A 26,347-nucleotide genomic window follows, 5' to 3' on the forward strand; every position below is an offset into this window, starting at 1 on the left:
GCGCGGACAAGCACACAGGGTTCATAACGGCATGAATACACAGCAGCGCCGCCTGAAACGCGGCACATTCCGCGAACAGCCGCTCGCCCAGCGGGAAGAAGCCGAATTCCGCAGCCTGTTTGAAAACGCCGCCGCCGGTCTCTTCCGCAAATCCCGCTCCGGCGGCTTTCTGCTGGTCAACACGGCACTGGCCCGCATGTTCGGCTATCCCACGCCCGATGCTTTTCTGGCCGAAAGCAAAGAAGCGGGACACAGCCTGTTTGCCGACCCTCAGGCCTTTGCCGCAATGGTGCACAAGCTGCTGACCCTCGGTGTGGTCAACAACGCGGAACTGCGTATCATTCCGCGCGCGCCCGAAGGCGCCCGCCCTGCCGCCGCCGCAGAATGGATAGCCGTCACCGCGCGTGCCGTATACACATCAAAAGGCAGCATCAGACACTTTGAAGGTACTGTTACCGACATCACCCGATGCAAGACCGCCCGCATGCGCGCCGCGCAGCTGCAGGAACAGCTGGAGCAGGCACGTTCTCTCGAGTGCGCCGGTGTTCTGGCCCGCGCACTGGCCGAAGACATAGGAGGTCTGCTTGAACCCATCGTACAGCAGACCCAGTCGGCACTGAATACCCTGCCCGCCCACAGCCCCGCACACACCGCACTGGATCAGGCGCTCACGGCTTCCACCGAAGCGCGCGGGCAGCTGTACCGCATGCTTGAATTCTGCCGCGAACTGGAACCGCCTCAGGTGCCGGTATCCTTTACCGCAGTGGTCAAAGAATGCCTGCGCACACTGCGTGGAAAAAATCAGGATGAAAAAGACGGCGAAGCCGTACCCGTAAAAATAACCGCCGATCTGGATGCCCGGGAAGATGTGGTGAAAGGCAATGCACGCCTGCTGCGCCGTGCCGTGTGCGCTCTGGTGAAATATGCGGCGGACAGCTGCTCCGGCCGGACCGGACCGGCCATGACGCTGCGGCTGCGCACCATCGACATGGAAACAGCCGCGGCAGCTGCTCACCCGCCGCACACGTGCACACTGCCTGCCGGCCGGCATATCTGCCTGACATTCAGCGGCAGCGGAGCCCACGCTTTGCCGCAGGGCTGCACCGCCTGCCCCCCGTGGAGCACGCACGGCAAGCCCTCGCTGGCCATGGTGCAGGGCATAGTAAAGCTGCATAACGGCATTCTGTGCCAGGGACCGGATGAAGGCGGCGTGGCCACGTTATGTCTGTATCTGCCTGCACTGGGCGTGGCGGACTCGGCGCGCACAGCTGCCGGACCGGCTCCGCGGCTGGGCAGCGAACGTATTCTGGTGGTGGACACAGACCATTCGGAACGCAATCAGTGGCGTGCACTGCTCGGCCCGCTGGGATACCGCATGGAAACCCGCCCCGGTCCGGTTGAGGGGTTGCGCCTTTTCATGGAATCGCCCGAATCTTTTGATCTTGTAATCACGGCATATGCCATGCCCCAGCTGAACGGACTGGAATTTGCCCGCACGCTGACCGGCATACGGCCGGATATTCCCGTGGCGCTGTGCCTGTCAGCGCACGATACGGTAACACCCGATTCGGCCTGCGCGGCCGGAGCGTGCAGACTGGCGCGCAAACCGCTGGACGGAGCCGCCCGCACACGCCTCGTCGAGCTCATGCTCTCCCGCAACACCGACAAGACGGCAGGACAACGCTCATGGCCCAGATTCTCCTCGTAGACGCAGACTCAGGTTTTGCCCACATGCTGGGTGCCATCATAGAGGGACTGGGGCACAGGGTACACCACGCCGCATCGCTCAGGGAGGGACGCGCCCTTGCCGCTGCGGCCGAAACCGATGTGGTGTATCTGCATGTTCAACTGCCCGACGGCAGCGGTACAACCGCGGTGGAATCGTTCCGGTCGGCCCCCGGCCGTCCGGAGGTGGTGCTGCTGACAGACCGCGGCGACCCCGACACCGCGGAAGAAGCAATCCGCATGGGAGTCTGGGAATATGTGGAAAAAAGCAGTCCGGCTGACAGGATAATTCTGCCTCTGCTGCGTGCGCTTGACTACAGGGGCAGACGGCCTTCGCGACGCAGTACGGCCAGCCTCAAGCGCGATGACATCATCGGCAGCAGCCGTGCCCTGCAAAAATGCCTTGATACCGTCTCGGAAGCTGCCTTCAGCGATGCATCAGTGTTGCTTTTCGGCGAAACGGGCGCAGGCAAGGAAGTATTTGCACGCGCCATTCACGACAACAGCCACCGTGCCGGCGGTCCCTTTGTGGCCGTGGACTGCGCATCACTCACCCGTACGCTGGCGGGCAGCATACTCTTCGGCCACCGCAAAGGCGCCTTTACCGGTGCGGAACAAAACAAGGACGGTCTGGTACTGCAGGCGCACCGGGGCACACTCTTTCTGGATGAGGTGGGCGAACTGCCTCTTTCCATGCAGAAGCTCTTTCTGCGGGTGCTTCAGGAACACCGCTTCCGGCCGGTAGGCGGCAGAAACGAGGTGACCAGCGATTTCCGTCTTATCGCCGCAACCAACCGGGACCTTGAAAAAATGGTGTCGCAGGGCACATTCCGTTCCGACCTTTTGTACCGCATGCGCACCATTGTCATGCATCTGCCGCCTCTGCGCAGCCGCACCGAAGACATTACCGAACTTGCCGACCACTACCTGCAGCGCATGTGCGGCAAATATGGCGTTCCGCACAAAAGCATGGCCCCCGACCTGCAGGAAACGCTGCGCGCCTATGCCTGGCCGGGCAACGTCCGGGAGCTTATCCACACGCTGGAACGTGCCGTGCTTGCCGCACAGGATGAACCACGGCTCTTTGCCCGCCATCTGCCTGACCATGTGCGCATAAGCACCGCGCGGGCGGCTTTGCAGCAACGCAGAACAGACAGCACCGCCGTTGCGCAGCCGTCCCGTGACGAAGACACCGCATCCGGTGCACCCGAAAGCCGCCCGCAGGCACCGCGGCCGTGTCATACCTGCGGCACCCTGCCGGAATCTTACGGCACGCCCGCCGTACAACCTGAGTCCACAGACCAAGACCTGCCGCACCTGCACGACACTGCCGGACACAATGCCGCCGTGCCACAGGAAAAACACCCTCTTTCTCCGGACCACAGCCCCCTGCCGCCGTTTTTCACCTTCCGCGACAACATGTTCCGCGACTACCTGCGCGAACTGCTGCGCCGCACAGACAACGACATCGCCGCGGCATGCGCCATGTCGGGACTTTCCCGTTCTTACCTGTATGACCTGCTGCGCCGCCACGGCCTGCGCAACGGCGGGACAACATCCGGCAGCTAGCGAAGCATACCGTGCAACACCGCCCGCAGGCGCCCACGGTACGCGGCATGTATCTGCGTGCTTCACAAATGGAATCGCCGCATACCGCCGCCACATGCCGGTGCCTGCGCACGATGTCCGCTATCTCGGACACAACGGACTGCCTGTTATCCGCAATCACGGACTAAAGATTCCGCACTGCGTCCGCGATCGCAGACAAAAAAGTATCTTCTCTGCCTCCATGCCATGCAGCGCCCCGCGCAAAACAATATTAAAAATACAATAACGCTCTGATATTACATAATAAAAATACAAATCAGCACAAAACAGATTCCGTTGGCACGATACTTGGTAGTAGAAGGGCGGGTGTCTGGTCCACACTCACTGCTCCTTGCCTGCGTTGTACCGGACAAAGTCGCCGGCAGAGGGCAGCATTCGGGTTGCGCCCGAGCAGTCCGCCCAGTGCGGACACGAGAGAAACCGCGTCACGCAGGCAGTGTGGCGCGTTTTCTTTTGCCCTGCTACAGTACACACGCAGACAGAGGCGGCCCCGACGCACTCTGCACAGCATACAGGATTGCACCGTTGGAAAGAACACAGTTCACCGCTGAGGTAATACGCCAGATAAAAAGCATTCCGGCAGGATACGTGAGCACGTACGGAATGATTGCCGCCATGGCGGGAAACCCGCGGGCAGCACGGCAGGTGGCCAGAGTGCTGCACAGCTGTTCCGCCCGTGACGCTCTGCCGTGGTACCGCGTCATCAACGCCGGCGGGAACATATCGCTGCCCCGCGGCGGCGGGTACGAACGTCAGAAAGCCCTGCTGCAGCGGGAGGGCATTGTCTTTGACGAAACAGACCGCGTGGACCTGCAGCGTTTTATGTGGACAATGCCGGCATGACACGGACCGGCCCTTTGCGCGCGGCAGCATGCAGGCACAAAAAACCCCGCACCGGAACGGTACGGGCCGCAACAGACATACACGGAACAGCTCAGCTGTCGCCTTCCAGCAGTTCAAGCAGTTTGCGCCCCAGTTCCGAAAGTTCCGGCTTGGCAAACTGCGCATCCGCCCCCACGGCATCGCCGCGGTGCTTCAGCTGTTCGGTGATAAGAGAAGAAAACAACGCCACCGGCAGGGCGCGCAGCACCGGGTCGTCCTTGATACGTTTGCACAGGTTCAGGCCGTCCATGCGCGGCATCTCCACATCGGTGATCACCGCCTGCACCAGTGAAGAAACCGGCACCCCGCTGTTCTGCGCCTCTTCTTTCAACGCCAGCAGCATCTCCCACGCCTCTTCCCCGTTGGAAGCCTGCCGCAGCACAAAACGGCCGCCTTCTTCCAGCAGTTTTTTCACCATCTTGCGGATGCTGCCCGAATCATCGGCGTGCAGCAGCTCATAGGTCCGGTCACCCTGCCGCACATCCACCCGCGCGCTCTGGCGCACGGCAAGGTCGGGATTCAGGTCGGCCACTATGCTTTCAAGATCCAGCAGAAAAACCACACGGCCTTCCAGCCGGACCACACCGGTAAAGGCATTCTGCGAAAAATTCTGCAGCATGTCGGAAGGCGGCTCCACATCTTCCCAGCTGATGCGGTGAATGCGGTTGACCGCCGACACCTGAAAAGCAGTGATGACACCGTTGAATTCGGTCACAATGACTTTCGGCGGTTCGTTTTCTACCAGATCCTTATCAAGATAGCGCCCCAGATTGACCAGCGGCACAACTTTGCCGTCCCGGTGACGAAAAGCCCCCATAACCGAAGCATGACGCTGCCCCGGCATGGACGTCACCGGTTGCTGGCGCAGTATCTCAAGCACCTTGGCCACATTGACGCCGTAGGACCCGCGATATTCCGGTTCATCAAGATAAAACTCGATGACCTCCAGCTCGTTTGTTCCCGACTCCAGCAGTATTTTGGTCTGTGCCATAGCTCCCCCGGCCCGGCCGGACATTGACGCGGCGCGTGTGCGCTACTCCTGATTCAGCATGAATTCGATGCGCACATCGTTTTCCGGCGATTCAACTTTCAGCGGGGCGCCAAATCTGTGCTCCGCAATGCGCGTGGCAAGAGCAAACCCCTCGTATCCGCTCATCTCACCACCGCTGCCGCCGAACATACGCTCGCTGCGCAGCAGTTTGGCGATATCCACGGGGCGGCTGCAGCCCGAAGCGGTCAGCACCACCCGCCCTCCGCGGGGGGTTGCCCCGTACTGCACCAGCACCCCCCCGGGAGAAGCCTCTCCCGACATCAGGGCATACAGCCCGAGGGTTATCATCTCATATACCACAAGTTCCGCATCCGCCGCCCTGATTATCTGCACAGAGTCCGCGCCGTCCGCCTCGATGCGCCAGCCCACGCGCCCCATACCGTACTCACGCAGGCGCGGGTCGTCCCTGCCCAGACGCAGGGCGTTGTCCACCACATCCTTAAGCGGCATGGGCCGTTCAGGACTGCGCCGTTCCGCATTGGGCAGTCTGGACACTATGCCCGTAAGCTCCGCACCGGCGGCCCGCAGCAGACCGACACGCCGGGGCACATCCCGCTCACCCAGATAACCGCGCAGCGCACTCAGGCTGCACCCGCAGCGCGCTGCAGCTCTGGCATTACCCTCGGTGTCTTCAAACAGCACCTCGTGCAGCTCTTCGGCATTCTGCACCACGGCAGAAAGCGGTTCCTTTGCTCCGTGACACATGCCCGACACCATTCTGGTAACCAGCGAAAGACGGTGCACCCCCACGGCTGCAGCCTCCAGAACGGCTCTGTCTGTCACATCGCGCAGCACCAGCAACGCGCCGGCGGCAACAGGCAGCAGGCTCGACGCTTCCAGATCAAACCGGCGCAGCCCGTTATCCATGCGGGCTTCGGCCTGCAGCAGGCAAAATTCGTCATTGTGCTGCAGCCCGCGCCTGAGCTTTTCAAGCGCACCGGCAAGCATGGGCAGCACGGCCTCGGGCAGCATTCCCTCCGCCGCATGCGAATCAATGCCCGATGCCTGTTCCGCCGGACGGTTCATGGCCGCTATGCGGCCGGCGGTATCAAGCAGCAGACAGATATCGTTCATATGCTGCATGGCTGCCAGCACCCCGCCAAGGGCCGTTGCCGAATCTTCGCAGGCGGGCATGCACCGCCGGTTGCGCCAGTGCCTGAACAACAGCGCCATGGCGGCAGCAGCTGCCAGCCCCGCGCCGTACCACCACACAGAAGGACTGCCCTGCGGCAGGTTACGCACTATCACACCATCGGGCAGGTCGGGCAGAGACACCCCGAAACGCGAAAGCTGCCGGTAGTCAAGCACCGCCGTCACAGGGGTTTCCGCAATTATGGACAACTCTGAGGGGTCGGCCCCGCGCAGAATCTGCTCCGCCAGCCGTGCCGCCTGCCTCCCGTGCTCGGTACCCGAAAGCTGCGTGCCGCCCGCAAGCCCTGCGGCGATGAACTGCGCTCCCACTCCGTACACGGGAACAGGAGAAGCCTGCGTAAGCAGCCGGACGCATTCTTCCACCGTAAGCACTCTGCCGTTGCGGTCGCGCAGAAAACTGAGCAGCACCACGACAGACGATGAAGGCAGCAGGCGCAAAGCTTCCTGCAGCTTGGGGGCAGGCAGGTTGTTCAGCTCGGTAAAATCCACCCGTCCCGCAAAGCCTCTGCGTGCCTCGCGTGCGGCATGCAGCATGCGCTGCCCCGTCGTGGTGCCGTCGGCCACAAACACCACGCTGCGGGTGGCCGGATGCATGGAAAGCGCCAGCGAAAGCGTACCCTCCACATCCACCCTTTCCAGCACTCCCGTGGTGCGTTCCGGCATGCTGCCGCGCGGCATGTGCTGCAGGTTTACCCCGCAAAAAACAAGCGGCACCCCCGGAAAAAGCGTCTGACGGTGCGCCCGCAGCAATTCAAAGGCGTTGTCATCGGCCGCCATGAGCACGTCGAAATAGTCTCTGGAATATTTTTCGCGCAGCAGGACAAACATATGACGGGTGGCCACATCGGGCGCCATCCGTTTGGAATCCATATATTCAAAATGCAGCTGCGGCTTGATGTCAGAATCAACGAACCATGATTCGATGCCCGACATTTCAGCATCGGACCACTGGAAGCCCCTGTGGTAGGAGTTGAGCACAAGCACCCGCCCGTTCTCTGCGGCAGCGGCCGCGGGCAGCAGCACAAGAAAAAGAGCGGCCAGAGCAAAAATGACGCAAAGCCGGTTGCCCGCCGGCCTGTCAGAAGGTATGAATCTGGTCTTCATGCTGTCAGACGATCCTTTTGCAATACCTGCAAATAAGCTGAAACTACACCACGGGTGCTGTTTTCTGTCAAACAGGCTTCATCCGGCAGCCCCGCAACGGCCGACGGCAGGCATGCAGACCGGCAGAAACCGGCCATGCTCCCTTAATCCTTACTTTCACTCTATGTCCGACTCCATGCAAAAGCAAAGCTCTACCGCAAAAATATCTTCACGCCGGACAGGCAGAGGCAGAAAAACGCTTATGTTTGTTCCGCTGCTGTGCGGAATCTCCGCACTGGGCATCATTCTGCACGCCGACCCTGCGCTGCTGCACTGGCAGTATGCATGGCCCGAACTTGTCAGGCCGCTCATACGCATGCTCATATATCTGGCCATGGGACTGGCCGTGGGGCTGGTGGTGGAAGGCGCCGGCTGGGCCCCCTTTCTGGCGCGGCTGGCCCGGCCGCTGACACGGTGGGGCGGGCTGGGGCAGACATCGGGCGCGGCTTTCGCCACGGCGTTCGTTTCCGGCACAGCGGCCAACACCATGCTTATGGAAGCCATGCGTGACGGGCGCATTTCTCTGCGCGAACTGCGCATTGCCTATCTCATCAACACCGGTCTGCCTGTTTTTCTGCTGCATCTGCCCACCACTTTTTTTATAGTGGTGCCCATGACACGCACGGCAGGGGCCATATACCTTGCACTTAACGGCACAGCCGCCCTGTGCCGCACTCTGGGACTGCTTGCGTGGGCCCGCGCAACGGCGCACCGCAGGCAGTCCGGACAGTCTGCGGCACCAGAACACAGCGGAAGGCTTGACCTCAACCGCGTGGCAGCCCTGTTCCGCAGACGCTTTTCGCGCATCATCCTGTTCACGGCACCGGTCTATTTTCTCATTTATGCGCTTACACAGGCAGGCGTATTCGAAGCCATGCGCCAGGCCGCCGCTCAGGGGCTGTCATGGAGCTTTCTGCCTGTAGAAGCGGCCAGCGTGGTTATTTTTGCCGTGGCCGCGGAATTCACATCAGGAATTGCGGCCGCGGGCGCCCTGCTGGATGCCGGGTCGCTGACCACCGCCCAGACAGTCACCGCGCTGATACTGGGAACCATTGCAGCAACCCCCGTCCGCGCTCTGCGGCACCAGCTGCCTTCGCACGCGGGCATATTCACCCCGCGTCTGGGTCTTGTGCTGCTGCTGCAAAGCCAGTTTCTGCGCATCACCAGCCTGCTGGCCGTGACAGGCTGCTACCTGCTGTTCGCGGCATAACCCCTGCATGCTGCGGCCTTGACATGCTGCCGCAGCCATATATAACCCGAATCGATTCAGGTGCCCTGCGGGGCTTGATAGGGAATCCCGTTAAAGTCGGGAGCGGACCCGCCGCCGTAAGTCCACGATACGCCGCATCCACACCGTGCCACTGGGAAAAATTCCCGGGAAGGCCGGATGCCGCGGGACAAGCCGGAAGACCTGCCTGAGTGTACAGGATGACTTTTTGGGCACGGGGCTTTGCCGCAAAAAGTCCGTCACGGTGACCGGAGCGCCCCTTCCTGCCCATGCAGGAGGCAGCGCTCTTTATTTTTACCGTGACTATATCAATGCCCCAGATTCTCTGGAGGTTTCCTTCATGAAACTGCGCTCATGGTGCAGACTGCTCGTCACCGCGTGCTGCCTGCTGTGCGTTGCCGCGCCTGCTTTTGCCGGCCACGGCGCCGCACATCCCGACAAAAAAGCCATCCTGCTTGCCACCTTCGGCAGCACCGTGCCCGAAGCACGCGCCCCCTACGAAGCGCTGGAACGCGAAGTACGTGCCGCCATACCCGGTGTTGAAGTGCGCTGGGCTTACACGGCACGCATGGTGCGCGACATTGTGGCGAGTGAGCAGAACCTGCAGGTGGATTCGCCCGCCGTGGCACTGGGCCGTCTGGGCGATGCAGGGTTCAACCGCGTGGCCGTGCAGTCGCTGCACATGATTCCGGGCTTTGAATACCTCGGCCTGCTGCACACCGCAGAACGTTTTGAGGGCATGCCCAAAAATATCAAGCAGGTGGAAGTCGGCAAGCCGCTCATGTACACTGCAGAGGACATGAAAAATGTGGCCGATGCAGTCATGACCGCCGTACCCGCAGAACGTACCGCAGACGAGGCGGTGGTGTTCATGGGCCACGGTACCGGTCATTCTGCCAATGCATTCTACCCCGCCCTGCAGTATTATCTGTGGCAGAAAGATGCCAATGCCTTTGTGGGCACCGTTGAAGGCAGCCCCGAAATTGACGACGTGCTGGCCATGCTGAAAAAGAAAGGTATCAAAAAAGCCTACCTGCTTCCGCTCATGTCGGTGGCGGGTGACCATACCGTAAACGACATGGCAGGCGACGAGCCCGATTCGTGGAAAAGTGTTTTTGCCGCTCACGGCATCACCCCCGTACCCGTGGTGAAAGGCATGGCAGCTGTGCCCGCCATCCGCGCCATATGGGTTGAGCACCTTAAAGAAGCCTACAACCGGCTGGATGACTGATGAACAGGGCCGGAAACACCGTAACACGCCGCACGCTCCGCCCGGTGCTGTGCTGTGCCGCCGCGTCGGCCGCCTGTGCGGTTTCGGTGTTTCTGGCCTGTTACGCGGGGGCGTTTCCCGTGGCGTTTGCCGACGTGACGGCCGTGCTGCTGCATGCCGCCGGTCTGGGCCCCCTGCCCGCAGCCGCGCAGGATAATCCCGCCCTGACCGTTGTGGTGCTTGAGCTGCGTCTGGGCCGCGTGGTGCTCTCGCTGCTGGTGGGCGCTTCGCTGGCGGTGGCAGGCACGGTGTATCAGGGGCTGCTGCGCAACCCTCTGGCCGATCCTTTCACGCTGGGCGTTTCGTCCGGAGCCGCTTTCGGCGCATCCGTGGCACTTTTCTGGGGGCTGGGCACCATGGCCCTGCCGTTTTTTCCCGCTGCGGGAATACTGCCCGCCGCGGCCCTGACCGGTGCCACCGCGGCGCTGGCGGCCGTGCTTGTACTGGGTCGCGTGGGCGGCATCATGCGCCGCGAAACGCTGGTACTTGCGGGTATTGTGGTGTCCACGTTCCTTTCCGCTCTCATATCGCTGGTCAAATCACTGGACGAAGAATCGGTGGCAAGCATCGTATTCTGGATAATGGGCAGTCTGCAGGGCCGCGGCTGGCATGAGGTCATGCTTTTCACGCCGTGGTTTGTGCTGGGTATGCTGCCCGTCATCCGTTTTTCGCGCGAGCTTGATATTCTGTCGCTGGGCGACGTGCAGGCACGTCAGCTGGGCATGGATGCTTCACGCGTACGGTTGTGGCTGCTGCTGGGAGCAGGAGCGCTTACGGGCGTCTCCGTGGCGGTCAGCGGGGTGATAGGATTTGTGGGGCTGGTTGTGCCGCATCTGGTACGTATGGTCATAGGCGCCGAGCACCGGCCGCTGCTGGCGGTCAGCGCGCTGACAGGCGGTCTTTTGCTGCTCTGGTCCGACGTGCTGGCCCGCACCCTGCTTTCCGGCGGGGCCGAACTGCCCGTGGGAGTGGTCACCGCGCTGCTGGGGGGCCCTTTTTTCTGCCTGCTGCTACGGCGCAATACAGGAACAGCCCTATGATACGCCTGCGCAATGCCACATTGGGCCACGGTACAACGCCTGTACTGCACAACATCTCCCTGCATATCAGACAGGGTGAAATGACAGGTCTGCTCGGCCCCAACGGCAGCGGCAAAACAACCCTGCTGCTCACCCTTTCCGGAGTGCTGCCGCCGGTCAGCGGCGAAGTGCTGCTGCGCACCGCCTCCGCTGCATCTGAAAAGGATGCAGTGCAGTTCACTCCGGCCGCGGGGCTTTGTGCCCGCACCCGCGCAAAAAAAATGGCTTCGGTACCGCAACGGCCTGACATCGTCCCTGACATACCGGTGCGCTCCGTGGTACTCATGGGACGGTATCCCTATATATCCTTTCTGGGCGGATACAGCGCCGCAGACAACGAGGCCGCGGAAAACGCCATGCGCCAGACAGCCACATCGCAGTTTGCCTCACGGCCGGCATGCAGGCTTTCCGGCGGAGAATTCCAGCGGGTGCTCATAGCACGGGCGCTGGCACAGGCGGCCCCCTGCCTGCTGCTGGACGAGGCCACATCCGGTCTGGACATAGCCCGCAAAGTGGAAATCTACGACATGCTGCGCCGCAGACATGCGCAGGGACTCACGGTGGTCGCCGCCATTCATGACCTTAATCTGGCGGCACTCTACTGTGACCGGCTGATATTTCTGAAAGACGGAGCCGTGGCGCTGGACGGCCCCACCCGCGACGTATTTACAGAAGCCAACCTCTGCCGGATATATGAAACCTCTGTCCGCGTATTCCGGCATCCGGACTGCGGGCTGCCGCAGGCTCTTTTCATGCCCGCCCACACGCAGAGAAAAACGCCATGAGAACCTTCCGACATCTCAGCGCCGCGCTGTGGTGCGCCTTTATCCTGCTGCTGGCACCTTTGTCCGTTGCCGCGCAGCAGCACGCAGTAAGCATAACCGACGATACAGGCCGCACCGTGCAGCTGGATGCTCCTGCCCGACGCATCATCGCCCTGTACGGTGCCTTTAACGAGACACTGGCCGCCATGGGTCTGCAGGACAGGCTCATAGCACGCACCAATGCCGACCACTGGCCGGAATCCATCCGCAGTCTGCCCGCCATCGGCACGCACATGCGGCCCAACCTTGAACTGGTGGCCGGCATGGCTCCCGACCTTGTGCTGCAGATGAGCGGACGCAAAGAAGCCGGGCAGGCCGTGGACGACCTGCGCGCGCTGGGCATTCCCGTGGCGGAATTTCACGTTGCCGACTTTGAGCAGCTGTTTTCCGTCATCGCCCGTCTGGGAGTGCTGACCGGAGAACAGGGCAAGGCAGCGGCACTTACCGCACAGTTGCGCAACCGTCTGGAAACGGTGCGCGCAGCCGTAGCCGGAGAACACCGCCCCTCGGTCTTTTTTGAAGTCCGTTACCCCAACCTGCTGGGGGCGGGCACAGGTTCCATCGTCAATGACATTATCGGCCGCGCAGGCGGTGCAAACTGCCTTGTGTCCGACAAAAAACTGGAGCGCCCCTCGGAAGAGGAACTGCTGCGCCTCGACCCCGAAGTCTACATTGTGCAGCACGGCCCCATGAATAAAACACCGGTGCCGCCGGACGCGCGGCCGCACTTCCGCACACTGCGGGCGGTGCGTCATGCGCGCTGGCTTGTTGTGGAAGAGGCGTGTTATTCACGCCCCGGCCCCAGAGCGGTGGATGCGGTGGAAGAGCTTGCGCGCTTTCTGCATCCCTCGCGCTTCACCCTGCAGCCCCCGGCTGCCGGTCAAGGAGAACCCTAGTGTACGGTACGTTGTACGGTATCGGCGTCGGCCCCGGCGACCCCGACCTGCTTACCATAAAGGCGGTCAAGGCTCTGGCCCGCACGGACGTGGTCTTTGCCGCCAGTTCCACAAAAAACGATTATTCGGTATCGCTTTCCATAGCCGCCCCGCACCTGCGGGACGATGTGCAGATTATCCGGCTGGGCTTTCCCATGTCGCGCGACGGCAGCGTGCTGCGTGCTGCGTGGGACGAAAACGCACGCACAGTTGCCGGCCATCTGGCTGCCGGACGGCAGTGCGCGTTTCTCACGCTGGGGGACCCGCTCATCTATTCCACTTTCGGCTACCTGCTGCGCACTCTGCGCACCGTATGTCCGCAGGCTCCCGTGGAAATCGTGCCGGGCATCACCTCATATCAGGCGTCGGCCGCACGCACGGCCACCATCCTGTGTGAATCAGGTGAAAACCTGCTGCTGCTTTCCGGCGTGGGTGACGGGCTGGAACAAGCCCTGAGTTACGCGGACAACGCCGTTATTCTGAAAACGTATAAAAACTTTGCCGCCATCAGAAAGGCTGTGACCGCAGCAGGCAAAGAAAACCAGAGCACGTTTGTCTCTCGTCTGGGAATGGACGGCGAGATTGTGGCCGAATCACTGCAGGACGCCCCCGAAAAGCCGCATTACTTTTCGCTGATGCTGGTGACCGGCGATAAAAAGAGAAAAAACGCGGACTCCTGACCGGAGCCTGCCGCGCACCATGCGCAGACAACTACATGCAAAGCCCCCCTGCGCCGCCGCATAGCAAAGCGCAGGGGGGTAACATGTACAGTTGGCTCAGCCCCGCATGGCAAAAGCCCTGCGCGGCTGCGCCGCACTGCCGTCAGACGCTGCGGGCCGTAATGCGGCCGTCGTCCTCAACGTGCAGCGCAACCTCCATCCGGCCGGCTTCCGCCGCGTGCCCGCCTACCTGCACACGGCACGGACCGTCTTCATCACGGTGGACAGTCACCTCCACCATGCCTTCCTTGCCCATGGCCACACCCTGCCTGCCGCAAAAGGTAACCGACGCCTGTGCGGGCAGTCTGCCGTAATGCGACAGATACGCACCACAGGGACCGTTGGCATTCCCCGTCACGGGGTCCTCGTCAATGCCGATGGCAGGAGCGAACATGCGCCCGTTTATAAGCGCTTCGTCATCCCCGCCGTTGAACCCGAAAACAAAAAAGCCGTTACACCCCGTGACACGGCTGCATTCCGTCAGAGCGGTCATGTCCGGCTTCAGGGCGTCCAGCAATGCCGTTCTGCGCAGCGGCACCATTATTTTGGAATGTCCCGTGGAAACCTCCTGTACCGGCAAACCGGACAGCAGGTCGTCTTCATCAAGCCCAAGAGCGTTAAGAACCGCCTGCCTGACAGCAGGTATGCACGGCGGAGAAAACACCACCCTGCCCTGCGTCATGACAATCTTCATACCGCTGCCGGATCCGCGGATATCCACGGGCAGAACCCCCGCGCCGGTCAGGGCGGACACCGTTGTGTCCGAAATTCCCAGCGCCCGTGCCCGCGCATAATGCGCCCCCACGGTGGCATGCCCGCACACCGGCACCTCGGCCCGCGGGGTGAAATAGCGCACATGCACGGCATACCCGGCCTGTGCAGGTGCCGGCAGAATAAAAGCCGTCTCCGACACATTGACCAGCGCTGCCACTGCCTGCATGGCAGCGGCGGACAACCCCGCGGCATCCAGCACCACACCCGCGCGGTTTCCCCTGCCGGGCGTGCGGGTGAATGCATCCACAAGCAGTACGGTCAGCCGGAATTCTTCCATGGCATGATCCCCCATGCACCATGCGCGGCAATATCGCGCGCGTTATTTCTTTTCAGGAATCAGTGCCGTGATACGGTCGGCAAGACGGTTGAAGGGCATGCTCTGCAAAAACACCGTACCGTGTCCGGACAATGCCGCCAGAAACGCCCCTTCGCCGCCGAACATCATGGACTTCAGCCCGCCGGAAAGTCCGATATCGTAGCTGACCCCCGGTGTGAAAGCCACGAGGCAGCCTGTGTCCACCCGCAGCGTACCACCGTGCAGTTCCTTGCGCACCACGGCGCCGCCCGCATGCACAAAGGCCAGACCGTCACCGCGCAGCCGCTGCAGTACAAATCCTTCACCACCGAAAAATCCCGCTCCCAGACGCTTGCTGAAAGCGACATCGATGCGGGTGCCGCGCGCCGCGCACAAAAAAGCATCGCGCTGGCAGATAAGCTCGCCGCCGATTTCCGCCAGATCAACAGGTACCACATGCCCCGGCACCTGACCGGCAAAAGCCACGGCGGCCTTTGCCTGGCCCTGATTGGTAAAGTGCGTCATAAACAGCGACTCACCCGTGACCAGCCGCTTGCCCGCTCCCAGCAGCTTGCCGAAAAAACCGCCGTCCGCCGCGGAACCGTCGCCCATGCGGGCGGCAAACTCAATGTCCCCGTCCATCCAGCACATGGCTCCGGCTTCGGCTATGACTGTCTCACCGGGGTCCAGTTCCACTTCCACCACCTGCAGGTCGCCCCCCGTTATCCTGTATTCCACTTCATGGCTTTTCATCACGCACTCCCGTATCTCGTTTTCCGGCGTATGCTGCCTTTACTGGATGCCGCGCCCCATTTGCGCATGCTCCCGCTGCTATACACCTGCCGGCGCCGTCTGCACCAGCACAAATACCACCGGCCACCCCGCCGCGGCGACAGGCCATTGACGATTGCCGTGAGTAACGCTACCTGAACAGTACCACTGACAGGCAAGCATGTGACGCCTTTGTTTTCTGTGCTTTTCACGTCCGCCGCATTGCCTGCGCACCGCCTACAGCCGCGAGGGCATATGGACAGCATAACAGAGCTTTACCGCATCGGCTCCGGCCCTTCTTCCAGCCACACCATGGGACCGCAGAACGCCGCACGTCTTTTTGCGGAGCAGCACCCCGAAGCCGCACGGTTCCGCGTGACCCTGTATGAAAGTCTGGCATCCACAGGCAAAGGCCACCTGACCGACCGGGCCGTTACAGCCGCACTGGGCGAAGAGCGCTGTGAAATAGTCTGGAAACCCGAAGAACGCATGCCCCGGCATCCCAACGGCATGCTGTTTGAAGCGCATGACAGCAACGGCAACGTAACCGGCAGCTGGAAAGTGTACAGCGTGGGCGGCGGCGCCATCATGGGCGAAGACGAACCCCGCAGACAGCAGCAGGGCGTCTACCCGCACCCTGATCTGGCTTCGGTAATGGCCCTGTGCGAAGATAAGGGCATAACCTACTGGGAATATGTGGCCCGTTATGAAGGCGAAACCGTATGGCCCTTTTTGAAAACCATATGGCAGGCCATGCAGCAGGCGCTGGAACGCGGTCTGACTGCGCAGGGAGTTCTGCCCGGTTCCATAGGGCTGCGCAGGCAGGCATGGAACTATATGTCGCGCACAAAGCTGGCGCACAAAAGCATGCACCAGACCGGCAAGGTGACGGCCTATGCGCTGGCCGTGGCTGAAGAAAACGCGGCAGGCGGCATCATAGTCACAGCCCCCACATGCGGTTCATGCGGCATCGTGCCCGCCGTGCTCTATTACCTGCGCGAAACGCTGAAAGCCACCGAGCAGGATATTCTGCGGGCTCTGGCCACGGCAGGACTTTTCGGCAACATAATCAAGCACAATGCGTCCATTTCGGGCGCGGAGGTTGGCTGTCAGGGCGAGGTGGGCTCTGCCTGCGCCATGGCGGCGGCCGCCGCCACCCAGATGATGGGCGGTACGGTGCGGCAGATAGAATACGCTGCCGAAATGGGTCTGGAGCACCATCTGGGGCTGACATGCGACCCTGTGGACGGGCTGGTGCAGATTCCCTGTATAGAACGTAACGCCTGCGCGGCCACCCGTGCCCTTTCCCGTGCGCAGATGGCCATCCTGTCCGACGGCATGCACCGCATTCCCTTTGACGAAGTGGTGGCCGTCATGGCCCAGACAGGTCACGACCTGCCCAGCCTGTATCGCGAAACAGCCCGCGGCGGGCTGGCAAAAGTCTATGCCGCACGGCCGCAGAAGCAGTGAAATGCCCCCCACGGGTATTCAAAATGCCATTGATATTAAAAAAAGATAAAAATCGGCATATTATAACGACAACAGCCCGTAAAAAATAACGATTTCTTGACGTTGCAAAAGCTGCGTACTAAAGAAAAACAGACACCCCGCCAGCACTGCCGCCTGAACATTATACAGGATTGCAAGCATAATGAAGCTTTCTGCCCGCACCAGATACGCCACACGCCTGCTGCTTGACCTTGCCCTGCACGACGACAATACCCCCCGCAGGGCGTCCATGCTTTCGCAAAGCACCGGTGTGACCGTCCAGTTTATCGAGCAGATACTGAAACCCCTGAAAAAAGAAGGGCTGGTAACCAGCGTGCGGGGTGCCGCCGGCGGACACCTGCTGGCCGCAGACCCTCAGGAACTGACACTGGGGCACATTGTGCGCGTGATGGAAGGAGGTATCCACATGACCGAGTGCAGCCGGGACGAAACAGCCTGTGAACGCGCGCACCAGTGCAGAACACGGCAGGTGTGGATCAGGATATCCAGAGCCATGGAACAGGAACTGGAAGCAATCACACTTTCGGACCTCATGCAGGATGCTTCCATCATCGCATCATCACCGGCCGACCGCCGCGGCTGACATCGCCGTTTCTATAATATCCTTGTAAGCATATTCCGTTATGCTACCATAGGCCCTGCCGTTCACTTCAAATCAACAGGTCAGGACATATGGTCATGCCTTTACCGTTATCTGCTCCGCAGACAACGCGCACCGTACAGTGCCCCCCCTGCGCGCCGGATAACGCCATGCACCCGCGTGCGGTTCTGCCGGCCCTGTTCCTGCTTGCGGCTGCAGTTTTCTTCCTGTGCTGGGCACCGCCCCGGAACGCGTCGGCGCAGCCCCCTCCCGGCACAGGGCGCACGCACTTTCTGCTGGTACATTCCTATCACCCCAACATGCTGTGGGTGCAGGATATCAACAGCGGCGTTCAGGAAGTTCTGGGGCCGGCCATAGACGCTTCCAACGGCACCATGCGGCTTTCAGTCGAATTCATGGACACCAAGCGGCATCCCGATGCAGCATACCGCGCCGACATACTGGCCCTGCTGCGCGACAAATACGCGCAGGACCCGCCCGACGTCATCATTACCGCCGACAACATCGCCCTGAACACCCTGCTGGACGAACACGAAGCCATCGCCCCCGGCAGCCGTGTGGTCTTCTGCGGGTACAACAACTATACCCCCGACGCACTGCGCGGGCATGACGACGTCACGGGCATCGCCGAAAAAGTCAGCATACGCGAGACCATACAGGCTGCGGCAGTCATGCTGCCGCAGACATCGCGGATTGTTGTCATCAGCGACCGTTCGGAAACCGGCCGTGCCATGACGCACGAACTGGCGCTGCAGACTGCCGGTATACCGGAACACGGGCGCATGGAACTGTGGGACGCCTATACCTTTGCGGATCTGGGCAGACAGCTTGCCGCGCTGCAGGGTACCGAAGCCATTGTGCTGCTTTCGGCCCTGCAGGACACAGCGGGCAATGTGCAATCGTACAGGCAGAGTCTGCGCCATATCCTTGCGGCGACAGACAGGCCGGTTTTTGCCGTTTTCGGCTTTTATGCCGACAAAGGCATTGTGGGCGGAAAACTGACGGACGGAGTCATGCAGGGACGTGAAGCCGCCCGCATGGCGCTGCGCATAGCACAGGGCACCCCGCCATCGCGCATCCCCGTCATCACCGAAAATATCAACCGGTTTGTATTCAACCACGAGCTGCTGGCCCGGTACGGTATTTCCTCTGACAGCATTCCCGCAGAAAGCACCGTGCTGAACAGGCCTCCCTCTTTCTTCACACGGTACCGGCAGGTGCTGCTGCCCGCCGGTGTGCTGGTGGCTTTGCTGGTGCTGGCACTGGCTCTTGAATCGCACCACCTTGTCAGACAAAGAGCCGTGGAGCAGAGCCTGCGCGAAGCCAAAACCCGCTATCGCGAACTGGTGGACAACGCGCGTTCGGTCATCATGCATATCGACCGCAACGGGCAGATAGAATTCATCAACGAGTACGGACTGTCCTTTTTCGGATACGAGGAACATGAGCTGACAGGAAAAAGCGTTGCGGCAACAATTCTGCCGCAAAACGCGGACGGCACCCCGTATTCCGAACTGCTGCGGCGTATTCTGGAAAATCCGGAAACCTATGCCTGCCATGAAAATGAAAACATACGCAAAAACGGCGAACGGGTCTGGATTTCATGGCTCAACAGGCCGCTGCGCGATGCTTCCGGCAACGTGACCGGATTGCTTTCCGCCGGGCAGGATGCCACCGAACGCAAAAAAGCACAGGACGCTCTGGCAGAACGTGAACGCAGCTATTCGGTATTGCTTTCAAACCTGCCGGGCATGGCTTTCCGCAGGCAGACCGGCGGCGACGGCACGTTTCTTTTTGCCAGCGAAGGCTGTCTGCCGCTGACAGGGTTTGCCCCCGATGATTTTGTGCAGCACGGCAGAAATCTGCGGGGGCTGGCCCACCCCGAAGACCTGCCCCGCATTACCGGCGCCATAGACGCATCGCCGCACCGCTACGCTGTCGAATACCGCATAATCCGTTCCGACGGTGAAACGCGCTGGGTATGGGAAGGCGGCATGATGATATCCGGCAGCGGCACGTCACCCTGCCGGTCGTCCGGCGACAGCATCTGCGTTATCGAAGGATTCATGACCGATATCACGGCACGGGTGACCGCGCGCACCGAGCTGGAACGCCTGAATGAAGAACTTGAAGAGCGGGTTGCTGCACGCACCGCCGAACTGCAGACATCGCTGGAGCATCTGCGTCAGGCTCAGCACCAGCTTGTGGAAACAGAAAAAATGGCAGCGCTGGGCGGGCTGGTGGCCGGTGTGGCGCACGAAATCAACACTCCCATCGGCATCGGAGTGACCAGCACATCCTATCTGCAGGAAAAAATGCAGCAGCTTGAAGAGCTGTACAGATCCGGCGGCATGAAACGTTCGGATATTGAAAACTTTCTGCGCGTGGGCAACGAGTCCCTGACCGCCACCCGCATGAATCTTTCCCGCGCGGCGGATCTGGTACGCAGCTTCAAGCAGGTTGCCGTTGATCAGTCCGATGAAGATACCCGCCGCTTCAACGTGCTGGACTATCTTGAAGAAGTGCTTGTCAGTCTGCGTCCGCGCTACAAACGCACTTCGCACCGCGTCGAACTGTCCGGCGACAAGGACCTTGTTATCACCAGCTATCCCGGCGTGTTCATGCAGATAGTCACCAATATTCTGACAAACGCCCTGCTGCATGCCTTTGACGGCATGGAAAACGGCGTGCTGAGCATACACGCCGTCCGTCAGGGAAATGACCTGACACTCACCCTTGCCGACAACGGCAAAGGCATGACGCCGGAAATTCTTTCACGCGTGTTCGAACCGTTTTTTTCCACACGCAGAGGCAACGGCGGCACCGGACTGGGCATGCACATCGTATACAACCTTGTAACACGCAGACTCAAAGGTACCGTGCAGTGCCGCAGCACTCCGGGCGACGGCACCACATTCACCATAACCGTGCCCATGCAGGATTCCCCCTCTGCAGTACAGACATAACCCGTGCGGACCACCGGAACAGATGCGCGGCGGCAAAGCATGATGCCATACATTCCGGCACCGGCCGGCTACAAAGGAGTTCCCATGTCACCAGCCCATATCGCAACGCCTGCTGACGACGAACTGATATTCGCCGAAGAAGAACCTGTACAGGAATCCGCGGCGGCGGACGCACACTGGACCCTGCTTATCGTAGACGATGAGGAGGACGTGCACACCACCACCCGGCTGGTGCTGGAGGATTTCACATTCGACGGCATTCCCCTGCGCTGCATCAGTGCCTACACGGGCGCGCAGGCCATGGAAATTCTGCGCACGGAAAAAGACATAGCCGTGGTGCTGCTGGATGTGGTGATGGAAAGCAACCATGCCGGTCTGCATGTGGCAAGAGCCATACGCGAAGAACTGGACAACAGACTGGTGCGCATCATCCTGCGCACGGGACAGCCCGGACAGGCGCCGGAACGCAAGGTGATCATCAGCTATGACATAAACGACTACAAGCACAAGGCGGAGCTTACCTCGCAGCGGCTCTTTACCACCGTATATACTGCGCTGCGTTCGTACCGTGACCTGCGGGTCATTGAACAGAACAGACAGGGACTGCGCCATATCATCGACGCATCGGCCGATCTTTTCCGCATCCGCTCCATCCGCCAGCTTGCGCAGGGGGTGCTCACACAGCTTTCTTCATTGTACGGACTGTTCTCCGGCTCAGTGTATGTGCAGACATTGGGGTTCACCGCCACAAGCGAAAATCATGAATCGCTGCAGTTTATTGCGGCCACGGGCAAATACGACGCCCTGCAGACGGACGAGGGCTGCCCGCAGCTTTCATCGGACGTGCGTGCCGCAGTGCAGCAGGCCGTGGAGGAAAAACGCAGCATATTCAACGGACGCGACTATGTGGGCTATTTTCCGGCACGCAACGGCAGAGAGCATCTTATCTATCTGGAAGGGCTGAGCGGTGTCACCCCGCCGGATGAAAATCTGCTGCAGGTGTTTACCAACAACGTGGCAGTGGCATTCGACAACGTCTATCTGAATAAAGAAATCATCAACACGCAGAAGGAAGTCATTCTGCGGCTGGGCGATGTGGTGGAAAGCCGCTCCAAGGAAACGGCACACCATGTGCGCCGCGTTGCGGAGTTCACCAGACTGCTGGCCCGTGCCGCCGGACTGGGAGAAGAAACCGCGGAACTGTATCTGCATGCTTCGCCCATGCATGATGTGGGCAAGATAGGCATTCCCGACGCCATACTGCTCAAACCCGGCAGGCTTACCGATGAGGAACGCGAGGTGATGAAAACCCACACCACCATCGGCTACCATATTCTGAATACTTCGGAACGCCCCATCATGCAGGCGGCGGCCATCATAGCGCACGAACACCACGAGCGCTGGGACGGTACGGGATATCCTCAGGGGCTCAAAGGTGACGGCATACACATTGCGGGACGCATCACCTGCCTGGCCGACATCTTTGACGCGCTGTCCAGCAAACGTGTATACAAGGAAGCATGGCCGCAGGAAAAAGTGCTTGATTACATACAGGCCGAAAAAGGGCGGATATTCGACCCTGCGCTGGTGGATGCGCTGTTTGCCAATATGGAAGAAATAGACCGCATACGCGACAAATATCAGGACGCACACTAGGAGGGTACCCCATGAGCGACCGGACTCCACGACATTTTCAAAGAATGCGGCAGCAGTATGCAGACGTCATGGACGCCCTGCAGCAGCTGGGAGCAGCAACGGCACAGGCGGGCCCGCTGGACGGGGCACAGGCGCATCTGGTGCAGCTGGCAGCGGCCGCGGCCCAACGTTCGGAAGGAGCGGTACACAGCCATGTACGGCGGGCACTCAAGGCAGGCTGCACGCCGGAGCAGATAAGCCACGCGCTTATTCTGCTTGTTCCCACCATCGGCTACCCCACGGTGGCGGCAGCGCTCAGCTGGGCTTTTGATATCATCGACGAGGCATGACCCCGTGCAGAAAGACAGACTGCCCTCATCGTTTGCCGCCGCCGTCATAGGCGGCGGCAAGGGCACACGGCTTGCCGCACACCTTGGCGGTGCCTCCAAGTGGCTGCTGCGTGTGCATGGCCGCACCATACGCGACCGCCAGCTTGAGCTGCTGTATTCTCTTACCGGAGAACTGCTGTTTGCCGGCGGCGACTGCGCCCGCACGGCCGACATTCCTCCGCAGGTGCGCTGCGTATCCGACATGCTGCCTGTCGGCGGCCCGCTGGCGGGGCTGCACAGCGCGCTTTTTCATGCCGCGGCCGATACCGTGCTGGTGCTGCCCTGCGATGCCCCCCACCCCGTGCAGGCCCTGCTGCGACATCTGCTTTGCCTTGCGGCGCAATGGCCCGACGCCCCCGCAGTGGTGCCCAGACAGGCCGACGGATTCTGGATGCCGCTTGTGGCCGTTTACCGGCGCAGCTGTGTGCCTTTTATGGAAACGCTGGCACAGCAGGGCATACCGCATGTATTCAGGCTGTTCGAACTGCTGGAAAAAAACGGCACCCCACCCGTGGCCCCCCCGATGGAAAGCCTGCGCCGGTACGATGCCGGTCTGAACACATTCGTCAACATAAACACGCCCGACGATCTGCAAGCCCTGCAGCACGGCAGCCCCCGCCCCGTTCCTTCTCTGGCAGCACGCCCGCAGCGCTGGCAACGCTCCTGAAGTCTTTTTCCGCCGCGCCCGGGCCGCTTTGCTGCCCGCAAACCGCCGGAGACCGGCCCCGCAGCATATTCCCCTTGCCCTGAATGATTTTTCGCGTACTATTATAATATGTTTCCATTGCCACGGAGTACGTCATGAGTCGTCTTGAACCCGCTGCCAATCTGTTTGATATCCTGCACCACTTCTGGGAGCACCCGCGTACGGAACGGTATGTGGCGCATACGCTCATCATTATTTTTCTGCTCAGCATCGCCACCATAGAAATGAACAGGCACGGCCTGCTGCCGCCCCGGATGGCTGCGCTGACCCCCACAAACCACTTTCATGCGGTCAATCTGGCGTTCACCATGCTGCTGGTGCTCGAGGTCATGAGCCTTATTTTCGTCCTGTCCACCTCTGTCACCAAATCCCTTGGCAAGCAGCTTGAAATACTGACACTTATATTGCTGCGCAATGCTTTCAAATCGCTTTCGCAGATGCACGAACCCATATCCGTCCTGCAGGACACCGAGGCACTGCTGCATGTTGCCGCATCGGGTACGGCAGCACTCAGCATCTTCGTTATTCTGGGTGTTTATTACAGAGTACAGCGTTTTCAGGGCTATCTCAAAGATCCCACGGAACGTATGCGTTATGTGCTCAGCAAAAAAATTCTCGCACTGGTGCTGTTTGTGGCCTTTGTAAGCATAGGGCTGTATGACGCGCTGGATTTTCTCATCTACGGCACGCACCACGATTTTTTCATCACCTTCTACACCGTGCTGATATTTGCCGACATTCTGCTGGTGCTTATCACGCAGCGGTTCATGCCCAACTTTCACGCGGTGTTCCGTAATTCCGGCTTTGTCATTGCCACGCTGTTCATGCGCGTGGCCCTTTCAGCACCGCCGTTCTATGCCGCGGGCATAGGCGTGGGTGCAGCGCTATTTGCCCTTGCGGTGGCCTATGCCACCAGCGTATTTTCGCACGGCACATTTTCCACGGTCAATTTCAACCGCGGGGCCGACACAGAATACAAGCCGCCGTGCAAAAACTGTCAGGAACCATAGCACCCCGCACTGCACAGTCAGCCACGGGCAGCCGCGGCTGACGACACCGGCACAAAAAAAAGCCGCGGCCTCAGTCGGCGCGGCTTTCATTGTGTCCTATGCGGCGGCTTCATCGCCAGCTGCCCGGTTCTTCGCGCAGATACATATCCATCTGCTCGCTGACACCCAGCAGCACTTCTCTGTCATCGACGGAAAGACGCACATTGAGTTCAGGTGCCAGCCCCACATCCTGAGCCAGCTCCTCCATGTGCCGTTTCACCCCTGCCAGCCACATCTGCACCGCCGGATCGGTATCGTACCGGCTGCGCCCTACCTTTGCCACTGCGGTGAAGGACATGTCACACCTCCCGCGTTGCGGTTGTGAATATGCGGCGCACACATGTGCCCGCAGTACACAGATAAGACGGCCGCACACAGAGGCAAGACCGGACGCCGCGCAACAAAAAACGGCGGGGAAGCCCCCGCCGCACATTTGAAACGCCGCCCGGCGGCACACGTTTTCTGCCGGTCCTTACAGACGGTCGATAAGCGCCTTTGCGGGAATAAGTCCCGTGGCTGCGGCAGATACGATATTGCCCGCCACACCCGGCCCGTCGCCGGCCACAAAAAGACCGCGGATGCCGGTTTCCAGACAGTTGTCCGTCTCTACCTGCGTGGCGAAAAACTTGATTTCCGGAGCATACAGCAGTGTTTCTTCGTTGGATATGCCGGGCAGCACATGGTTGAGCTGCTCCAGACCTTCCACAAGGTTTGTCACTATGCGCTCGGGCAGTGCCATGGCGATATCGCCCGGCACCACATTGGTCAGCGTCGGCTCAATGTAGCCCTTGCTGATACGGTTCCATGTGGACCGGCGGCTCCGCTTGAGATCGCCGAACCGCTGCAGGATGGGCTTGCCGCCGCCGATAATGGTGGCCAGCTTGCCAATGGCGGTGCCGTAACCGGTATTGTCGGAAACAGGATCGGTAAGCACCACTTTGGAAAGAAAAGCAAAGTTGGTATTTTCCGACTTTTTGTTGCGGTAGGCGTGTCCGTTAACACAGACAAAGTCCTGATAGTTTTCCAGCGCGATGAAGCCTGCCGGATTGGTGCAGAATGTGCGCGTCTGGTCATCGTAGGTCTTTGTCTGCACAAAGAACGTGGGGTCGTAAATGATATCGGTGGTATCGCTCATGATGTCATTATGCACTTCCACCCGCACGCCCACTTCGATGCCGCGCTGGCTTACCTGCAGTCCGAACGAACGGCAGACTTCGCCCACCCAGTCGGCCCCGACGCGGCCCGGTGCCAGAATGACGGCGCGGCAGGTGTACTGCCCTTTATCCGTCACCAGCCCCTGTATCTGCCCGTTTTCGGCCACCACGTTTTTCACTTCTTCGCCGGTGCGTATGGTCACGCCGCTTTCGGTCAGATAGTCGCACATACGGGCGATATGCTCAGGCAGACAATCGCTGCCAAGGTGCTTCTGCTTGATAAGCAAGAGGTCGATACCATGTTTTTTCGACTGCTTGCGCAGCAGACGCGCAGCTTCCAGATTGGAAGGATACACAGGGCCGTCCATGCCGAAGCGGTTGAAAATCAGTTCGGTCTCGTCAATAAGCTCCTCTGCCTTGCTGCGCGGCAGAAACTGGGTCAGATCGGTCTTGCCCAGTTTGTGGATAAAGTTCAGCTTGCCGTCGGAAAAAAGTCCGCCGCCCCCCATGCCGGAAAGAATATGGCACGGTTTGCACTTGATGCACTTCTGCGTCTTGTTGATGGGACAGTTGCGCTTGCGCGCCGCGTTGCCGCGCTCGATAAGACACACGGACAGACCGGAATGTTCCGCCAGATAATACGCGGCAAAAAGACCGGCGGGCCCCCCGCCGACAATGATCACGTCAAAATTGTCTGCAGCCTTGGACATGCATAATCTCCCGTAAATACGACATATTACCATCGCACACGCCTGTATGTTCTGCCCTGCGCGCACAATGGCTTAGTGTACCTTGCACACGGGTCCGCGGATTTGTCAATAGCCGCAGCCGGGCCTTGCCGGCGGTGGCGCAAGCCCCCTGCCTGCGTCTTGCTGCAGATGT

Annotated in this window: 22 protein-coding genes and 1 riboswitch; of the genes, 16 read left to right on the forward strand and 6 right to left on the reverse strand. The window is 60.5% G+C overall.

All coding sequences use genetic code 11. The annotated features are described in order from the left end of the window. Nucleotides 1–31 precede the first annotated feature (31 nt). From ACZ5D1_RS13535 to ACZ5D1_RS13545, 3 genes are all read left to right on the forward strand, one after another. Nucleotides 32–1,708 (forward strand): response regulator, encoded by a 1,677-nt coding sequence (locus ACZ5D1_RS13535; RefSeq protein WP_464555153.1) that lies wholly within the window; start codon nucleotides 32–34, stop codon nucleotides 1,706–1,708. Beyond that, complete coding sequence (locus tag ACZ5D1_RS13540; protein WP_464555154.1) at nucleotides 1,687–3,294, forward strand: sigma-54-dependent transcriptional regulator; 1,608 nt, start codon at nucleotides 1,687–1,689, stop codon at nucleotides 3,292–3,294. Before ACZ5D1_RS13535 ends, ACZ5D1_RS13540 begins: the two co-directional genes overlap by 22 nt. A 564-nt stretch (nucleotides 3,295–3,858) precedes the next feature. Further along, nucleotides 3,859–4,176, forward strand: coding sequence for an MGMT family protein (locus ACZ5D1_RS13545; protein ID WP_027182384.1), 318 nt, complete (start codon nucleotides 3,859–3,861; stop codon nucleotides 4,174–4,176). Nucleotides 4,177–4,267: 91 nt separating this feature from the next. On the opposite strand, the gene ACZ5D1_RS13550 is transcribed toward ACZ5D1_RS13545, so the two are convergent. Then, on the reverse strand, nucleotides 4,268–5,206 hold the full coding sequence (locus ACZ5D1_RS13550) for a chemotaxis protein (protein WP_011368854.1): 939 nt from the start codon (nucleotides 5,204–5,206) through the stop codon (nucleotides 4,268–4,270). A gap of 42 nt (nucleotides 5,207–5,248) precedes the next feature. Beyond that, nucleotides 5,249–7,522 (reverse strand): serine/threonine protein kinase, encoded by a 2,274-nt coding sequence (locus tag ACZ5D1_RS13555; protein ID WP_011368855.1) that lies wholly within the window; start codon nucleotides 7,520–7,522, stop codon nucleotides 5,249–5,251. A gap of 241 nt (nucleotides 7,523–7,763) precedes the next feature. Between ACZ5D1_RS13555 and ACZ5D1_RS13560 the strand changes: the two genes are divergently transcribed. The 6 genes from ACZ5D1_RS13560 (at nucleotide 7,764) to cobI (ending at nucleotide 13,577) form a co-directional block, all read left to right on the forward strand. Continuing rightward, nucleotides 7,764–8,771 (forward strand): nucleoside recognition domain-containing protein, encoded by a 1,008-nt coding sequence (locus ACZ5D1_RS13560; RefSeq protein ID WP_011368856.1) that lies wholly within the window; start codon nucleotides 7,764–7,766, stop codon nucleotides 8,769–8,771. A 41-nt stretch (nucleotides 8,772–8,812) separates the two neighbouring features. After that, a riboswitch (cobalamin riboswitch) is annotated at nucleotides 8,813–8,994 on the forward strand. A 135-nt stretch (nucleotides 8,995–9,129) separates the two neighbouring features. Further along, a complete protein-coding gene (locus ACZ5D1_RS13565; RefSeq protein WP_027182381.1) occupies nucleotides 9,130–10,020 on the forward strand; it encodes a sirohydrochlorin cobaltochelatase in 891 nt (296 codons plus the stop codon). Beyond that, on the forward strand, nucleotides 10,020–11,099 hold the full coding sequence (locus tag ACZ5D1_RS13570) for a FecCD family ABC transporter permease (RefSeq protein ID WP_011368858.1): 1,080 nt from the start codon (nucleotides 10,020–10,022) through the stop codon (nucleotides 11,097–11,099). The genes ACZ5D1_RS13565 and ACZ5D1_RS13570 overlap by 1 nt, the downstream gene beginning before the upstream one ends. Continuing rightward, nucleotides 11,096–11,923 carry an ABC transporter ATP-binding protein gene (locus ACZ5D1_RS13575; RefSeq protein ID WP_027182379.1) on the forward strand — a complete coding sequence of 276 codons (828 nt, stop codon included), beginning with the start codon at nucleotides 11,096–11,098 and terminating at the stop codon, nucleotides 11,921–11,923. The genes ACZ5D1_RS13570 and ACZ5D1_RS13575 overlap by 4 nt, the downstream gene beginning before the upstream one ends. Then, entirely contained in the window at nucleotides 11,920–12,858 is a 939-nt protein-coding gene (locus ACZ5D1_RS13580) for an ABC transporter substrate-binding protein (protein WP_464555157.1), read from the forward strand. The genes ACZ5D1_RS13575 and ACZ5D1_RS13580 overlap by 4 nt, the downstream gene beginning before the upstream one ends. After that, entirely contained in the window at nucleotides 12,858–13,577 is a 720-nt protein-coding gene (gene cobI / locus ACZ5D1_RS13585; protein WP_011368861.1) for a precorrin-2 C(20)-methyltransferase, read from the forward strand. The genes ACZ5D1_RS13580 and cobI overlap by 1 nt, the downstream gene beginning before the upstream one ends. Nucleotides 13,578–13,719: 142 nt before the next feature. Here the strand turns inward: cobI and ACZ5D1_RS13590 are convergent, their stop codons facing one another. Both ACZ5D1_RS13590 and ACZ5D1_RS13595 read right to left on the reverse strand, forming a co-directional pair. Then, nucleotides 13,720–14,682, reverse strand: a complete 963-nt coding sequence (locus ACZ5D1_RS13590; protein ID WP_464555160.1) for a PhzF family isomerase — start codon at nucleotides 14,680–14,682, stop codon at nucleotides 13,720–13,722. 27 nt (nucleotides 14,683–14,709) lie between these two features. After that, nucleotides 14,710–15,438 carry a TIGR00266 family protein gene (locus ACZ5D1_RS13595; RefSeq protein ID WP_273192516.1) on the reverse strand — a complete coding sequence of 243 codons (729 nt, stop codon included), beginning with the start codon at nucleotides 15,436–15,438 and terminating at the stop codon, nucleotides 14,710–14,712. 273 nt (nucleotides 15,439–15,711) lie between these two features. Here ACZ5D1_RS13595 and ACZ5D1_RS13600 point away from each other — a divergent pair, with 273 nt between their 5' ends. The 7 genes from ACZ5D1_RS13600 (at nucleotide 15,712) to ACZ5D1_RS13630 (ending at nucleotide 24,272) form a co-directional block, all read left to right on the forward strand. Continuing rightward, entirely contained in the window at nucleotides 15,712–16,926 is a 1,215-nt protein-coding gene (locus ACZ5D1_RS13600) for an L-serine ammonia-lyase (RefSeq protein ID WP_464555161.1), read from the forward strand. 181 nt (nucleotides 16,927–17,107) lie between these two features. Next, the gene (locus ACZ5D1_RS13605) at nucleotides 17,108–17,548 is read left to right on the forward strand and encodes an RrF2 family transcriptional regulator (protein ID WP_011368865.1); all 441 of its coding nucleotides are present in this window, start codon (nucleotides 17,108–17,110) and stop codon (nucleotides 17,546–17,548) included. 95 nt (nucleotides 17,549–17,643) lie between these two features. Continuing rightward, nucleotides 17,644–20,532: an ABC transporter substrate binding protein gene (locus tag ACZ5D1_RS13610; RefSeq protein ID WP_464555162.1), complete on the forward strand. Its 2,889-nt coding sequence runs from the start codon at nucleotides 17,644–17,646 to the stop codon at nucleotides 20,530–20,532. A gap of 84 nt (nucleotides 20,533–20,616) precedes the next feature. Then, nucleotides 20,617–22,188 (forward strand): DUF3369 domain-containing protein, encoded by a 1,572-nt coding sequence (locus ACZ5D1_RS13615; protein ID WP_464555164.1) that lies wholly within the window; start codon nucleotides 20,617–20,619, stop codon nucleotides 22,186–22,188. An 11-nt stretch (nucleotides 22,189–22,199) separates the two neighbouring features. Then, nucleotides 22,200–22,517: a carboxymuconolactone decarboxylase family protein gene (locus ACZ5D1_RS13620; protein WP_273192501.1), complete on the forward strand. Its 318-nt coding sequence runs from the start codon at nucleotides 22,200–22,202 to the stop codon at nucleotides 22,515–22,517. 4 nt (nucleotides 22,518–22,521) lie between these two features. Beyond that, nucleotides 22,522–23,223, forward strand: a complete 702-nt coding sequence (locus ACZ5D1_RS13625; protein WP_464555165.1) for a molybdenum cofactor guanylyltransferase — start codon at nucleotides 22,522–22,524, stop codon at nucleotides 23,221–23,223. A 134-nt stretch (nucleotides 23,224–23,357) separates the two neighbouring features. Next, nucleotides 23,358–24,272 carry a hypothetical protein gene (locus ACZ5D1_RS13630; protein WP_273192495.1) on the forward strand — a complete coding sequence of 305 codons (915 nt, stop codon included), beginning with the start codon at nucleotides 23,358–23,360 and terminating at the stop codon, nucleotides 24,270–24,272. 109 nt (nucleotides 24,273–24,381) lie between these two features. Here the strand turns inward: ACZ5D1_RS13630 and ACZ5D1_RS13635 are convergent, their stop codons facing one another. Next, nucleotides 24,382–24,609 (reverse strand): hypothetical protein, encoded by a 228-nt coding sequence (locus ACZ5D1_RS13635; RefSeq protein WP_011368871.1) that lies wholly within the window; start codon nucleotides 24,607–24,609, stop codon nucleotides 24,382–24,384. Nucleotides 24,610–24,783: 174 nt separating this feature from the next. Further along, nucleotides 24,784–26,175, reverse strand: a complete 1,392-nt coding sequence (locus tag ACZ5D1_RS13640; protein WP_011368872.1) for an NAD(P)/FAD-dependent oxidoreductase — start codon at nucleotides 26,173–26,175, stop codon at nucleotides 24,784–24,786. Nucleotides 26,176–26,347 lie beyond the last annotated feature (172 nt).

Source organism: Oleidesulfovibrio vietnamensis (assembly GCF_055388115.1).

Excerpts from the sequence above, each read along its gene's own strand:
- ACZ5D1_RS13535 (WP_464555153.1), top strand. The coding sequence starts at position 32 with ATGAATACACAGCAGCGCCGCCTGAAACGCGGCACATTCCGCGAACAG.
- ACZ5D1_RS13540 (WP_464555154.1), top strand. The coding sequence starts at position 1,687 with ATGGCCCAGATTCTCCTCGTAGACGCAGACTCAGGTTTTGCCCACATG.
- ACZ5D1_RS13550 (WP_011368854.1), bottom strand. The coding sequence starts at position 5,206 with ATGGCACAGACCAAAATACTGCTGGAGTCGGGAACAAACGAGCTGGAG.
- ACZ5D1_RS13555 (WP_011368855.1), bottom strand. The coding sequence starts at position 7,522 with ATGAAGACCAGATTCATACCTTCTGACAGGCCGGCGGGCAACCGGCTT.
- ACZ5D1_RS13560 (WP_011368856.1), top strand. The coding sequence starts at position 7,764 with ATGTTTGTTCCGCTGCTGTGCGGAATCTCCGCACTGGGCATCATTCTG.
- ACZ5D1_RS13565 (WP_027182381.1), top strand. The coding sequence starts at position 9,130 with ATGAAACTGCGCTCATGGTGCAGACTGCTCGTCACCGCGTGCTGCCTG.
- ACZ5D1_RS13570 (WP_011368858.1), top strand. The coding sequence starts at position 10,020 with ATGAACAGGGCCGGAAACACCGTAACACGCCGCACGCTCCGCCCGGTG.
- ACZ5D1_RS13575 (WP_027182379.1), top strand. The coding sequence starts at position 11,096 with ATGATACGCCTGCGCAATGCCACATTGGGCCACGGTACAACGCCTGTA.
- ACZ5D1_RS13580 (WP_464555157.1), top strand. The coding sequence starts at position 11,920 with ATGAGAACCTTCCGACATCTCAGCGCCGCGCTGTGGTGCGCCTTTATC.
- ACZ5D1_RS13590 (WP_464555160.1), bottom strand. The coding sequence starts at position 14,682 with ATGGGGGATCATGCCATGGAAGAATTCCGGCTGACCGTACTGCTTGTG.
- ACZ5D1_RS13595 (WP_273192516.1), bottom strand. The coding sequence starts at position 15,438 with ATGAAAAGCCATGAAGTGGAATACAGGATAACGGGGGGCGACCTGCAG.
- ACZ5D1_RS13600 (WP_464555161.1), top strand. The coding sequence starts at position 15,712 with ATGGACAGCATAACAGAGCTTTACCGCATCGGCTCCGGCCCTTCTTCC.
- ACZ5D1_RS13605 (WP_011368865.1), top strand. The coding sequence starts at position 17,108 with ATGAAGCTTTCTGCCCGCACCAGATACGCCACACGCCTGCTGCTTGAC.
- ACZ5D1_RS13610 (WP_464555162.1), top strand. The coding sequence starts at position 17,644 with ATGCCTTTACCGTTATCTGCTCCGCAGACAACGCGCACCGTACAGTGC.
- ACZ5D1_RS13615 (WP_464555164.1), top strand. The coding sequence starts at position 20,617 with ATGTCACCAGCCCATATCGCAACGCCTGCTGACGACGAACTGATATTC.
- ACZ5D1_RS13620 (WP_273192501.1), top strand. The coding sequence starts at position 22,200 with ATGAGCGACCGGACTCCACGACATTTTCAAAGAATGCGGCAGCAGTAT.
- ACZ5D1_RS13630 (WP_273192495.1), top strand. The coding sequence starts at position 23,358 with ATGAGTCGTCTTGAACCCGCTGCCAATCTGTTTGATATCCTGCACCAC.
- ACZ5D1_RS13635 (WP_011368871.1), bottom strand. The coding sequence starts at position 24,609 with ATGTCCTTCACCGCAGTGGCAAAGGTAGGGCGCAGCCGGTACGATACC.
- ACZ5D1_RS13640 (WP_011368872.1), bottom strand. The coding sequence starts at position 26,175 with ATGTCCAAGGCTGCAGACAATTTTGACGTGATCATTGTCGGCGGGGGG.